Here is a 13,798-nt window from a genome sequence, read left to right on the forward strand (position 1 = left end):
TTATTAGATGATTTTTTGTTTTAATAATTGAATAGGCTTACTCGAAACTTTGCATATCCACCAACATTTTGTAAACGCCATTTTTTTCAATGAGTTCATTGTGTTTACCCTGTTCAACAATCTCTCCTTTTTGCATCACTATAATTTCGTCGGCATTTTGGATGGTTGATAATCTATGGGCTATGACAATCGAGGTTCTGTTGCGCATCATGTTTTCCAGGGCAGATTGGACCAAACGCTCACTTTCTGTATCTAATGCAGAAGTGGCTTCATCCAAAATCATAATAGGAGGGTTTTTTAGGACCGCCCGGGCAATGCTTAAACGTTGCTTTTGACCTCCTGATAATTTATTTCCAGAATCGCCAATATTGGAGTCAATACCATTGGGGAGATCTTTTACAAACTCCCAAGCGTTGGCAATTTTTAAGGCGTCAATAACTTCTTTATCGCTCGCATTCTGCTTTCCGATTCTAATATTGTTGGCAATGGTGTCATTGAACAAAATAGAATCTTGAGACACGACACCCAACATGCCTCGCAACGAGGTTTTGGATAAGTTCTTAATGTCAACGCCATCAATAGAAATGGTACCTTCATTGACATCGTAAAATCTGGTAATTAAATTAGCAATGGTACTTTTACCGCTTCCTGATTGGCCAACGAGTGCAACAGTTTTCCCTTTAGGTACATTGATATTAAAGTTTTTTAGTACTAAATCATCTTCATATTTGAATGAAATGTTCTCTATGGCGATGTTAGATGTGAATTCGTTTTTAATTATAGGATTTTCAATTTCCATGATCGTGTTCTCAGATTCCAAAAATTCCAGAATCCGATTGGCCGCACCGTTTCCTTTTTTAACCCCATAACTTGCTTTAGCGATGGCTTTAGCTGGTGTGAGTACATTGTAAGCTAACATGATATAACCTAAAAAAATACTTGCTTCCATGGAGTTGTCCACGAATACCAGGTAGCCACCATAAACCAATAAAATTCCGATAACGATAATTCCTAAAAACTCGCTAATGGGAGCCGCTAAATTCTGTCTGTTTAAAAGTTTGTTTGAGTATTTATAGTAGCGATCATTTGAATCTTCGAACTTTTTTGCAAAGACGTGTTCTACATCAAAAGCTTTGATAATACGCAAACCAGACATCGTTTCTTCAAGAATCGACAGAAAGACGCCTTGTTCTTGTTGCACCAGTAAAGAGCCCTTTTTAAGCGATTTTCCAACCTTAGAGATGATAAAACCTGAAATAGGAATAAATACAAACACAAACAAGGTAAGTTTGACACTCATAAAAAGCATTACTCCTAACGAGAATAAAATGGTTAGAGGCTCTCTGACGACCATCTCCAAAATTGACAAAAAAGAATTTTTGACTTCATCCACATCAGCGCTGACACGAGAAATTGTATCACCTTTGGTTTTTTCAGAATAGAAGGCGAGGGGCAACGTGACTATTTTATCGAAGAGCACATTTCTGATGTCTTTTAGAACGCCATTTCTTAAAAATGTGATATAATACATGGCGAGATAATTGAAGAGGTTTTTCAGCAAAAAGATGGCAATGATCACAGAGACCATAAACATCAGTACCTTGAAATCACCGTATGTCTCAATTTTATCAACTATAAAAAAATTGAGGGAATCTTCCATATACTCTTTGAAACCAGAAAACCCTTCAAATGTAGGTTCAGCAACAACTGGACGTTGATCGCTAAAAATAACCTTAAGGACGGGTATTAAGGCAACAAATGAAAGTGTGCTAAAAAGCGCATAAAGTATATTGAAAAAAATGTTGAGGTAAGCATATTTTTTATACGGAATAATAAACCGATAAAACTTTTTTAAATACTCCATTTAACTTAGGTTCATGTCTTTTAGCATCGCGTCAATTTTTTTCTGCAATTGACTATCCACAGAAGCATAAGCTTCTACAGAAGACAACGGTGCGTTAACGCTCATATAAAATTTTATTTTAGGTTCGGTGCCACTTGGTCTCAACGCTATTTTACTCCCATCTTCAGTATAATAAATAATGACATTTGATTTTGGGATATGTATGTCTTCATCTTTATTGGTGATAAAATTCTTTGCTTTAGAAATTTGGTAATCTTCAATCCGTGTTACTTTGGAACCATTGATTTCCTTTAAAGGATTTTCTCTGGCGTCAATCATCATTTGTTTAATTTCTTGGGCGCCTTCTCTACCTTTTTTGGTGATTGCAACTAAATGCTCTTTATAAAGTCCATGAGTGACGTACAATTGCAATAGTGTTTCATAAAATGAGCTGCCATCAGCCTTGGCCTGTGCTTCTATTTCGCATGCCAATAGCGTAGAGGTTACCGCATCTTTATCACGTACAAAATCGCCAACCATATAACCAAAGCTCTCTTCGCCGCCTCCAATAAAGTCAAGCTCAGGAAAATCCTTGATCATTTTGGCAATCCATTTAAATCCAGTTAAGCCTTCTTTATATTCTACCCCGTAAGATTTTGTCAAGACTTCAACCATTGGCGTAGAAACTATGGTAGAGCCAACAAACTCGTTGCCATCCAGTTTGCCCTGTTTTTTCCATTGTCTTAATAGGAAATCAGTCATTACCAACATGGCTTGATTGCCATTAAGTAAGATTAATTTTCCCTCTAAATCTCTAACGGCAACACCTAAACGGTCACAGTCAGGATCTGTTCCAATCACAATGTCGGCATTCACTTTTTCTGCGAGTTCCAGCGCCATTTTCAAAGCTTCCGGTTCTTCGGGATTTGGCGATTCTACCGTTGGAAAATCACCATCTGGAACTTCTTGTTCTTTAACAATATGGACATTTTTATAACCTGCACGTTTCAGCGTTTCAGGAATGGTCACAATAGAAGTTCCATGGAGTGACGTAAAGACAACGCTGATGTCGTCTTTTGCTTTCTGGGTTGTGAAGTTTCCATTCTTTACCGAAGCGTCGATAAAGGCATCGTCCACTTCTTTGCCTATAATTTTTATGAACTTCTCCTTAGCTTTAAAATTGATTTCGGAATACTCCAAACTGTTAATTTCGTCAACAATGGCAGCATCTTGGGGTGGTACCAATTGTCCACCATCTTGCCAATATACTTTAAATCCGTTGTATTCAGGAGGGTTGTGAGAGGCTGTTAAAACAATACCACAATGACAGTCCAAATGTCTTACTGAAAAAGACAATTCTGGAGTTGTGCGTAAATCTTCAAACAAATAAACTTGAATGTCGTTTGCTGAAAATACATCGGCCACAACTTTTGCCAAGGTTTTACTGTTATGGCGACAATCATAAGCAATAACCACTTTAGGCGTTTCATTTGGAAACTGCTCATGCAGGTAATTGCTCAGGCCTTGTGTATTTCTTCCAAGTGTATATTTGTTGATGCGATTGGTGCCAACACCCATAACGCCTCGCATGCCGCCAGTACCAAACTCCAAATCCTTATAAAATGCTTCTTGGATTTCTTTAGGATGAAAAGCAATACTGTCCTTGATTTTATCTTGTGTTTCTTTATCAAAAGTTGGTGTTAACCAAGTGTTGATACGTTCTAAAATTTTTGGTTCAATGTGGATCATGGCGGTGTGATTAAAGTTAATATTACAAAAATAGGCAATTCAGCAAATGTTAATTGATTAAAGACTATTAATTTAATGGATTAGAAATTCAATTCACTATCAACAAGATAACGTTTTCTGTCGTCTTTGTTGCGTAAAATGATTTCGCCCAAAAAACCAGCAATGAAAAATTGGGTTCCAATGATCATCGTGGATAGTGCGATATAGAATTGTGGTCGATCTGTAATCAAACGTCCCGTAGGGTTTAAAAAGAGTTTGTCTATCCCGAGATAAAGCGTGAAACCAAGTCCGATAATGAGCATAATTGCGCCCAAAGCGCCAAAAAGATGCATTGGACGTCTTGCAAAACGTGAGATAAACCAAATAGTCAACAAGTCGAGAAAACCATGAATAAACCGGTTCATCCCAAATTTAGTTGTGCCATATTTTCGAGCTTGATGTAGGACTACTTTTTCGCCGATATTTGAAAATCCTGCATTTTTGGCCAACACTGGAATATAACGGTGCATTTCGCCGTGGACATCAATATTTTTTATAACGTTCTGATTGTAAGCTTTGAGGCCGCAGTTAAAATCGTTCAATTTTACTCCTGAAGTTCTGCGTGCCGCCCAATTGAAAAGTTTGGAAGGCAGGTTTTTTGAAACTACTGAGTCGTAGCGTTTTTTCTTCCATCCCGAAACCATATCATATTGCTCTTTGACGATCATATTATAGAGTTCAGGAATTTCTTCTGGACTATCCTGCAAATCGGCGTCCATGGTGATGACTACATCGCCTTGCGCTTTTTCAAATCCAGCGTGAAGTGCTTGTGATTTTCCAAAATTCCGCATGAAACGAATGCCCTTAACATTGGTGTCCTTTTCTGACAATTGTTTAATGACTTTCCACGAACTATCGGTACTGCCATCATCAATAAAGATGATTTCATAAGAAAAATGATTGGACTGCATAATTTTTGCAATCCAATCATATAATTCAGTTAACGATTCCTGTTCGTTGAGTAGTGGTATGACTACTGATATGTTCATTTAAATGGTTTCAAGTTGTAATGAATCAAAAGTAGTGAAATTAGTTCATAGAGATTGGCTCTGATTTTCTCATCACTAATGCAACAATAAGGCCGATTACTGCATATGCAAACAATTGCCATGCAATAGACTTTAATTGATTTATGACTGAAAATTGCTCTTGTTCACTCATTGCAGCAGCAGCTTTGTCAATTTCAGATTGAGGTGCGCCAAAATTCTCCATCATTTGAGTTGAGGTCTCAATAATCTTCTCTTTTAAGAACTGAGCTGCTTCAGGATCTATAATATTAAAAAGAATAATACTAAAAGCAGTGCTTAGAAGAACGCCAATTGCTACAGTTATAAAATACGAAGAAAACGCTTGTTTAAAGGTCATAAAGCCGCCTAATATTTTTTTTGATTTTGCAGACGAAAGAATTCCAAAAGATAAAATCATTAGGAATAAAATGATATTCAGCCACCATTTTGTCATGAGTTCTAAATCTACAACATACATTAGAACCATGATTAAAATCATTAACAAACCTAAATACACGCCATATTTTAATGCTAAAGATTTAATTGAGTTTTCCATATTATTTAGTTTAATTAGTTTATATATTAGTTAGTAAGCAAATATAGAAAAACGTTACAAACAAATTATAGTTAAGTTTGTAATCTACGGTTTAAATGAGCTAATTTTGCGCTATAAATGGAGGTGTAAAAACCATTCCGTAGTAAAAAGTGAAAATTTAAACCAAATGTATTGTGCATTTGTAAAAAATACTTAAATTTGCACTTTCAAAAATTGAACGATTTTAAAGTATTTAGAGATGAAAAAAGGTATACATCCAGAAAATTATAGACTTGTAGCATTTAAAGACATGTCGAATGAAGACGTGTTTTTAAGTAAATCTACGGCTGATACAAATGAAACTATTGACGTTGATGGTGTTGAGTATCCACTTGTAAAGATGGAGATTTCAAGAACATCTCACCCATTCTACACAGGTAAATCCAAGTTGGTAGATACTGCTGGTCGTATTGATAAATTTAAAAGCAAATACGCTAAATTCAAAAAGTAATTTAGTCTCCAAAATAGTAAAAGCCTTCAGATATTTTCTGGAGGCTTTTTTGTTTTCTATAAATACACTACTTTTGAGCCTTGAAATTTTCGAAATCGAAATAGTTGCAATATTAAGGAGATGTGTTTTTTCTCTTAGGTGGGAGTTTACGTCTGTAATATTGATTTTGATTTCTAACCAACTTTTATTTTAATAAATGAACTACATCCTTTTTGACGGTCCTTTTAGAGATAATCTTTTGCCTTTTACCTTTACACGGCCAGTGGCCGATCTTAGAATAGGTATTTTGACCATTAGGGAAAAATGGGAAATGCATTTAGGATTTACCACAACCACCATTACGGAAGATTATCTTTCCGAAAGATACCCTATGGTGGAAATGGATGAAAACGTCATGATCAATGCGTCTTATCTGCCAAATAATGAGTTGGTGCAATTGGTGAAGAACCTCAAAGAGAATCAAGCTGTTTTTCAGGGTGAAGATGTTATCGCTTTTTTTACTAAGGACGCTCAGGAAGATATTGATTTTAATGCTTTTCACGCTATTGAGTATGATGGACAAGCAATTAAAGTAGAGTATGTTTGGGATATTTTCTCAAAAAACGGAGAGGCCATCCAAGAAGATTTTGATTTGGTCACAAGTGGCAGGGATTCACAACCTATTTCTTCAACCAATAGTATCATAGCGCCACATAACGTTTTTCTCGAAGAAGGTGCTATTTTGGAATTTGCCACCCTCAATGCCGCTAAGGGACCAATTTATATCGGGAAGGATTCAGAAATAATGGAAGGTGCCATGATTAGGGGACCATTTGCGCTTTGTGAGCATTCAATTGTTAAAATGGGTGCTAAAGTTTATGGACCTACTACAGTTGGCCCGTATTCTAAGATAGGAGGAGAGGTTAACAACTCTGTTCTTTTTTCTCACGCCAATAAAGGCCATGAAGGTTTTCTAGGTAATTCGGTGATAGGCGAATGGTGTAATTTGGGCGCTGATACCAATAATTCCAATCTTAAAAACAATTATGCTGAGGTTAAAGTTTGGAACTATACCACCGAGAGTTTTGGAAAAACTGGACTACAATTCTGTGGACTTATGATGGGTGACCATAGTAAATGCGGGATCAATACCATGTTCAATACTGGAACCGTAATTGGTGTGAGCGCGAATATCTTTGGAAGCGGGTATCCCCGTAATTTCATACCGAGTTTTAGTTGGGGAGGTGCTTCTGGATTTACAACTTATCAAACCAATAAAGCCTTTGATGTGGCCAAAATGGTGATGGCCAGGCGCCAAATTGAGTTCTGCGATGTGGACAAAGAAATTATGAATCACATCTTCGAAATCACCAGAAAATTCAGAAGGGATTAACTCATTCCCGTCCAACTTTTGCGAAGTTTCCTATTTTTTTCTTTGTTAAAATGGAATAGAGCACAAGCTACATCATGAACAACATTAGTTTGTCTTAGACTGGTATTCATGCTATAAACCAACCCAGCGTGTTGAATTCTGCTTCCTACCTAATTGTATGATATTTGTATTACTTTCAAACAATTGCGTAACTTTGCGCTTCAAAATCCAAAAACAAGTTAAATTTGTATTTTACTTTTAGAGATAGAGATTTTTACTTTAAAAAGAAGCTTCTATTTTTAGAAAATGAAGACCGAATTATGAGAAAAAGAGTAGCGTTTTATACTTTAGGGTGCAAACTGAATTTTTCAGAAACCTCCACCATTGCAAGAACTTTCGTAAATGAAGGTTTTGATCGGGTGGAATTTAATGAAGTGGCAGATATTTATGTGATCAATACATGTTCTGTTACAGAAAATGCCGACAAACGTTTTAAATCCATCGTAAAACAAGCGCAAAAAGTTAATCCTAATGCTTTTGTGGCGGCGGTGGGCTGTTATGCGCAATTAAAGCCCCAGGAGTTGGCAGATGTCAATGGCGTGGATTTAGTGCTTGGAGCAACAGAGAAATTCAAAATCACCGATTATTTAAATGACCTTTCTAAAAATGACATGGGAGAGGTGCATTCCTGTGAAATAGAGGAAGCTGATTTTTATGTGGGAAGTTATTCCATTGGCGATAGAACACGTGCTTTTTTAAAGGTTCAAGATGGCTGCGATTATAAATGTACCTATTGCACCATACCATTGGCCCGAGGCATTTCGCGAAGCGACACTATGGAAAGTGTCATTGAGAACGCTAAAGAAATTGCCAGCCAGAATATCAAGGAAATTGTATTGACAGGGGTCAATATTGGCGATTACGGCAAAGGTGAATTCGGCAATAAAAAACATGAGCATACTTTTTTGGATTTAGTGACAGAATTGGATAAGGTAGAGGGGATTGAACGTTTGCGAATTTCTTCTATTGAACCAAATTTACTTAAGAATGAAACTATTGATTTGGTTTCTAAATCGAGAGCTTTTGTACCACATTTCCATATTCCTTTGCAAAGTGGGAGTAACGACATTCTTAAAAAAATGAAACGTCGATATATGAAGGAACTTTATGTAGATCGGGTTTCAAAAATAAAAGAAGTCATGCCAGAAGCTTGTATTGGAGTTGACGTAATTGTTGGTTTTCCGGGAGAGACGGATGAACTCTTTTTAGAAACTTATAATTTTTTAAATGGTCTTGATATTTCGTATTTGCATGTATTTACTTATTCTGAGCGTGACAATACTGAAGCTGCCATAATGGAAGGTGTTGTTCCCAAAAATGTGAGAGCAAAACGCAGTAAGATGTTGAGAGGGTTATCGGTAAAAAAACGTCGTGCTTTTTACGAAAGTCAATTGGGAACCACAAGAACTGTTTTGTTTGAAGGCGAGAATAAAGAGGGTTATATTCACGGATTTACAGAAAACTACGTCAAAGTAAAATATCCATGGAATCCGGAACTTGTAAACACGCTACATCAAGTAGAGCTCACTAAAATTGATGCTGATGGTATTGTAAGGTTTGATTTTATTTCCGTTCTTACTCACTAAATTTTCTTTATCAACATGTTAACCTGTTTTTTGTCCGGCTTTTAAGCTATTTAACCCTTTTTTTTTAGATAATCAACACTTATCAATAAATTTGATGTTGATCCCACATCTAATAAATTTAAAATGAAAACTTCTATACGCCTACTTTTTTTTACTTTCAGTTTGATTTTGCTTTTGAGCTCTTCAAAAAATGAAGTCAGAAACCCAGTAATTGGCGCTTGGGAATTAACGACTTGGACTGTGGGCATCCCTATCGCTTTAAACGATAATGCGCAGTTTACCACAAATCTTTTGGATCAAACATCCTGTGATGTGAATGAAATTCTATCCTTTGATAGCAACGAGATTGTGATTTCTGAGGATTCGTTCAGCCCCAATGTTACGATTCGCTTAAAAGATGGTACTTCTGATGTGTATTTAGTTGAAGAAACTTGTGCTGAGGGGGCTATTGGTTATGCGACGGATTATTCTCAAGATACAAATGGAGACATTCAATTTAATGGTACAGTGGGAGTTGTAACAAATAATCGACTGACCGTTATCTACAAGAATGCTATAAAGATTTATAATGAAGCGTTAACTGAAGTGATTGAGAGTAAAGATTTGACACTGATATACACGAAAAAAGGATAAAAAAAAATCCGAAGAATAAACTTCGGATTTTTAATTTTAGATTCTGATACCTACTGGAAGCATCTTTTGATACTTTCTGTTCCTCCTTACAAATTTAGCTATCTCCGGACTCGTTGGTACGACGCTAATATTTCGTTCAGAAATATTTTCAAATACCATAATCAAGAAATTAGTTTCAAATTCCTCAGACGTAACACACTCAGGAATGAACATTTTGGTTAGAAAAATTTTACGGTCTTGAAGAGAGTATTCGATTTTCGCCAAATCATCTTCAACTTTAAGCTCAAATTGACGTAAGAAGTCATTGTCAACTAATTCTGCTGCATCAATCATAATAATATATTTAATTTTATTTCATTGGGCTGGAAGGCGCAGTCACTACATTTTTATATAGCTTTGCGATACAAATTTACGAAAAATTACCATAGCAATCGGTTTCTTGACTGTTAAATACTTAAGAAGTAAACGCTTACGAGAGTTTTGAGCAAGCATTCTTTTATTTACAGTAGTTTAAAAAGTTTGTATAAAGATTTAAAATTTCAAATGGAGAAAAGCATAATACCTGTTTATCTTATGCCCGGAATGGCAGCGAAACCAACCATATTTGACCGTATAAAATTGCCTGAAGATCAATTTAAGATTTATTGGCTGGAGTGGATGATGCCTGAAGACAATGAAAGTTTGGAAAATTATGCCAAACGGATGATTCTAAAGATCGAACATGAGAATCCAGTGCTTTTGGGGGTTTCCTTTGGTGGGATTTTGGTGCAGGAAATGAGTAAATTTATGAAGCTAAGGAAATTGATTGTGGTAAGCAGTGTCAAATCACGCCATGAACTACCTAAACGGATGAAGATTGCTAAATTTATCAAAGCCTATAAATATGCCCCAACACAATTGCTATCAAATTTGGACGTTCTTAAAAAGTATGCCTTCAATGAAACCATTTCCAAACGTATTGATCTTTACAAAACCTATCTGGCAGTAAATGATAAGCGCTATCTGGATTGGGCTATCAAGGAAATGTTGCTCTGGGATCAGGAAAAATCCAATGAAGATGCCATTTATATACATGGAGACAAGGATGCTATTTTTACGCATTCATGCGACGGGGACTGTATTGTTGTAAAGGGTGGAACGCATATCATGATCGTTACAAAATACAAATGGTTCAATAAGCATCTGCCAGAATTAATAACAGGCTCAAAGTGAATATTGTTGAATTATTTTTTACATTTATAAAAAAATTGCAAAATGAAAATTATTAAGAATTTATTAGCCATTGTGGGTCTTGTCAGTATTTCAGGATTGTTCATATTTGCTGTCCAGTCACCTGTAGGTAAAGATATAAAGCCAGAGCAGAAAATTGAAAATGGTTATAATATTTATGCTTTAAAAATACCCGAGGACCTTAACTTTGCCGATGAGCCACTGCCATTGTCTATCCCAGATGTTTATGAGCGGATGGATAGAGAGCTTTTGGTCAATACCTATTGGCAATCTAATGCACTTTTGATGTTCAAACGTGCCCAAAAGTATTTCCCAGTCATTGAGCCTATCTTGGAAAAGCACGGTATTCCTGACGATTTTAAGTATTTGGCAGTGATAGAAAGTGGATTGACCAATGCTGTTTCTCCCGCAGGCGCAAGAGGTATTTGGCAGATTATGCCAGCAACTGGAAGAGAAAATGGCTTAGAAGTCAATGATAATGTAGATGAACGTTACCATTTAGAAAAATCCACCGAAGTAGCTTGTAAATACCTATTGCAATCAAAACGGAATTTAGGGTCATGGACTTTGGCAGCTGCAGCCTATAACGCTGGCAACGCTGGAATATCAAGACGTTTAAAAGAACAGGGAGTGAACGATTATTATGACTTACTGCTAGGGGAAGAAACAGGACGTTATATGTTCAGAATTGTGGCGTTGAAAGAGATTATGACAAATCCTAAAACATACGGTTTCAATTTTGAAGACAATGATCTCTATGCCAACATCCCAACGTTCAATGTTGTTATAGATAAGGAAGTTCCTGATTTTACAGCGTTTGCCCAAGAATATGGAATCAATTATAAAATTCTTAAAATCCATAATCCTTGGTTAAGAGAAACCCGATTGAATAATAAATCAAGAAAGGAATACGTCATAGAAATCCCTGAAAAAGGACATTACTCCAATAATTAGTGCTGGCTTCTATCTCCAATAATATTTGGGTCATCCTGATAGGTATAAATTATCTCTTAGTTATTTTAACAGCATTTATCGTGCTGACTAAAAACTTGAATCCAACCAAAACGATATCCTATATTATCGTTTTGGTTTTTTTTCCATTTTTCGGTCTTATCGTCTATTATCTTTTTGGACAGGAATATCGAAAAAATAAAATCTTCAACCGGAAAAATATTCTCAATCAAAAAATAATTACAGACATCAGTGAACGACTTAAACCTGATAAGCAGGAAATCAGAGATTTAAAGGAGGATCTCTTAGATGATAAAATTAAGCTTGTAAAGTTACTTCATAGCAGTCAAAATGCACCCTTAACAATTAATAATGATGTAAGAATCATTAAAAACGGGGAGAATAAGTTCAAATTATTGTTGGCAGATTTAAAAAATGCGAAGAAACACATTCACATGGAATACTACATTTTACGTGATGATAAGATTGGGATGCAGGTTATTGATATTCTTTGTGATAAAGCAAAGGAAGGGGTTAAAGTAAGATTGAGTATAGATGATGTAGGCAGTAGTATTTCAAGAAAGAACAAGAAGAAAATGGTGGAAAGTGGTGTGGAATGGCGTCCGTTCATGCCGGTTCTTTTTCCAGGTTTTACGGGAAAAATGAATTATAGAAACCATCGTAAAATTGTCATTATTGATGGACAAATTGGTTATATAGGAGGCATCAACGTTTCGGACACCTATGTCAACTATGACGACACTGCTATATTTTGGAGAGATACGCATTTAAGGATTATTGGAGAATCCGTGAAATCTTTGCAAATTCATTTCTTAATGACCTGGGAGTTTGTTTCCGGTGAGAAGATTGAGATGGAAGAGGACTTTTTTCCAAAGGATGATTGTAATGAATGTGCAGCTATGCAAATTGCGGCAAGTGGGCCAGATACAGATTGGTCCAATATTATGGAAGTTATTTTTACTGCCATTGTTACCTCTGAAAAATATGTGTATTTGACAACACCCTATTTTATTCCAAACGAACAGATCATTACGGCGTTGCAAGTAGCTTCAAAAAGTGGTGTTGATGTGAGATTGCTTATTCCTAAGGAATCAGATTCTTGGACCGCAAAACACGCTACCAACTCTTATATAGAGTGCTTACTAGAGGCCGATATTAAGGTTTATAGATACTGTAAGGGCTTTATCCATGCCAAAACGATCGTGATTGATGATGTGTTCTCTACTGTGGGAACCACTAATATGGATTATAGAAGCTTCAATATCAATTTTGAAATCAATGCGATTATCTACAATAAAGAAAAAAGTTTGGAGCTAAAATCACATTTCTTTGAGGATTTAGATGAAAGTGAAGCCATTGATAAAGAAAGATGGTTGAAAAGACCAAGGATTGAAAAATTAAAAGAATCCTATTGCCGACTATGGGCACCATTACTTTAGTCTGAGTTTTTTTATCGATAAACTTTAGGAACATTGAGTAAGGCAGTATCATTTTGATTCGCTAATAACTCGGTAATCCCTTTGTGGGCCTTTTCGGTGAACAGTTCTTTAGTTGACTTGTTTACGTTTTTTAGGAAGAATTTCCTATCGATATCCGAAATCTGTTTGAATTGGTTGATATAAAAACATGCAGGTGCGCCAAAGGAATGTTTTAATGCTGAAAGTGCGTGGTTGAAATTGTTATGGCGTTCATCAACATAGACTACAGTGATGTTCTTGTTGTAATGACGAGCTTTCTTTTTGGCTATGTCTTTCTTGTTCCAGTATAAGATAATGATGTCTACTTTTCCGTTATATTCATTAGCTAAAGAATTAATTGCTTTTATCTCCTCCTTTGTCTGAATAATTGCCGAATTCTTTGTGATCAATAAAAATGGCTTGTCAATATTTTCTGTATGCAGTGTGCCTCCCGCTACCTTTTTCAGTTTTAAATTAGAAATATAAGTATTCCGTATATGGACTCTTATGAGCGTATCAAATAAGGCATCTACTTTATCAGGCATTTGGTTTTTGATGGCCAAATCAGATTTGATATTGAATTTTCTTAAATGTTGCGAAAGTGCATCATCAAAATACACTTTATTTTCTTGAGCAAAGAGCAGTGGTATATATGTGAAAAGTAAAAGTATAAGTAGTTTTCTAAAGACCATAAGCGGAAGGTTTTTGTTAAGAGTGAGCAACTTAGGCTATATTCAAAACAATCTCAAATCTTATCGATAAGCGCTTAAAAAACACTGTTAATCTCCAATTATGAACCTCGGGCAAGCCTTGGAAAATCAAAAA

The 13,798-nt window shown here is 35.8% G+C and carries 13 protein-coding genes; 7 read left to right on the forward strand and 6 right to left on the reverse strand.

Annotated features, from left to right (window positions below):
• Positions 1–37: 37 nt before the first annotated feature.
• The 4 genes from J4051_RS11275 to J4051_RS11290 form a co-directional block, all read right to left on the reverse strand.
• Positions 38–1,864, reverse strand: a complete 1,827-nt coding sequence (locus J4051_RS11275; protein WP_208233978.1) for an ABC transporter ATP-binding protein — start codon at positions 1,862–1,864, stop codon at positions 38–40.
• Positions 1,865–3,592, reverse strand: coding sequence for a phospho-sugar mutase (locus tag J4051_RS11280; RefSeq protein WP_208233979.1), 1,728 nt, complete (start codon positions 3,590–3,592; stop codon positions 1,865–1,867).
• An 80-nt stretch (positions 3,593–3,672) separates the two neighbouring features.
• Positions 3,673–4,620 carry a glycosyltransferase family 2 protein gene (locus J4051_RS11285; protein WP_208233980.1) on the reverse strand — a complete coding sequence of 316 codons (948 nt, stop codon included), beginning with the start codon at positions 4,618–4,620 and terminating at the stop codon, positions 3,673–3,675.
• Between the two features lie 40 nt (positions 4,621–4,660).
• Positions 4,661–5,194, reverse strand: a complete 534-nt coding sequence (locus tag J4051_RS11290; RefSeq protein WP_208233981.1) for a DUF4199 domain-containing protein — start codon at positions 5,192–5,194, stop codon at positions 4,661–4,663.
• A gap of 238 nt (positions 5,195–5,432) precedes the next feature.
• Here J4051_RS11290 and J4051_RS11295 point away from each other — a divergent pair, with 238 nt between their 5' ends.
• From J4051_RS11295 to J4051_RS11310, 4 genes are all read left to right on the forward strand, one after another.
• Complete coding sequence (locus J4051_RS11295) at positions 5,433–5,684, forward strand: type B 50S ribosomal protein L31 (protein ID WP_208233982.1); 252 nt, start codon at positions 5,433–5,435, stop codon at positions 5,682–5,684.
• Between the two features lie 196 nt (positions 5,685–5,880).
• Positions 5,881–7,056 (forward strand): GlmU family protein, encoded by a 1,176-nt coding sequence (locus tag J4051_RS11300; protein WP_208233983.1) that lies wholly within the window; start codon positions 5,881–5,883, stop codon positions 7,054–7,056.
• Positions 7,057–7,355: 299 nt separating this feature from the next.
• Positions 7,356–8,681 (forward strand): tRNA (N(6)-L-threonylcarbamoyladenosine(37)-C(2))-methylthiotransferase MtaB, encoded by a 1,326-nt coding sequence (gene mtaB, locus J4051_RS11305; RefSeq protein WP_208233984.1) that lies wholly within the window; start codon positions 7,356–7,358, stop codon positions 8,679–8,681.
• Between the two features lie 123 nt (positions 8,682–8,804).
• Positions 8,805–9,314 carry a hypothetical protein gene (locus tag J4051_RS11310; protein ID WP_208233985.1) on the forward strand — a complete coding sequence of 170 codons (510 nt, stop codon included), beginning with the start codon at positions 8,805–8,807 and terminating at the stop codon, positions 9,312–9,314.
• Between the two features lie 36 nt (positions 9,315–9,350).
• Here the strand turns inward: J4051_RS11310 and J4051_RS11315 are convergent, their stop codons facing one another.
• The gene (locus J4051_RS11315) at positions 9,351–9,647 is read right to left on the reverse strand and encodes an N-acetyltransferase (RefSeq protein WP_208233986.1); all 297 of its coding nucleotides are present in this window, start codon (positions 9,645–9,647) and stop codon (positions 9,351–9,353) included.
• Between the two features lie 210 nt (positions 9,648–9,857).
• On the opposite strand from J4051_RS11315, the gene J4051_RS11320 reads away from it, so the two are divergent.
• The 3 genes from J4051_RS11320 to cls are packed head-to-tail and all read left to right on the forward strand — an operon-like array spanning position 9,858 to position 12,955.
• The gene (locus tag J4051_RS11320) at positions 9,858–10,526 is read left to right on the forward strand and encodes an alpha/beta hydrolase (RefSeq protein ID WP_208233987.1); all 669 of its coding nucleotides are present in this window, start codon (positions 9,858–9,860) and stop codon (positions 10,524–10,526) included.
• A 42-nt stretch (positions 10,527–10,568) separates the two neighbouring features.
• A complete protein-coding gene (locus J4051_RS11325) occupies positions 10,569–11,498 on the forward strand; it encodes a lytic transglycosylase domain-containing protein (protein WP_208233988.1) in 930 nt (309 codons plus the stop codon).
• On the forward strand, positions 11,498–12,955 hold the full coding sequence (cls, locus tag J4051_RS11330) for a cardiolipin synthase (protein WP_208233989.1): 1,458 nt from the start codon (positions 11,498–11,500) through the stop codon (positions 12,953–12,955). Before J4051_RS11325 ends, cls begins: the two co-directional genes overlap by 1 nt.
• 11 nt (positions 12,956–12,966) lie before the next feature.
• On the opposite strand, the gene J4051_RS11335 is transcribed toward cls, so the two are convergent.
• On the reverse strand, positions 12,967–13,665 hold the full coding sequence (locus tag J4051_RS11335; RefSeq protein ID WP_208233990.1) for a hypothetical protein: 699 nt from the start codon (positions 13,663–13,665) through the stop codon (positions 12,967–12,969).
• Positions 13,666–13,798 lie beyond the last annotated feature (133 nt).

It is taken from the genome of Gelidibacter pelagius (genome assembly GCF_017581925.1).
GTDB lineage: Bacteria > Bacteroidota > Bacteroidia > Flavobacteriales > Flavobacteriaceae > Gelidibacter > Gelidibacter pelagius.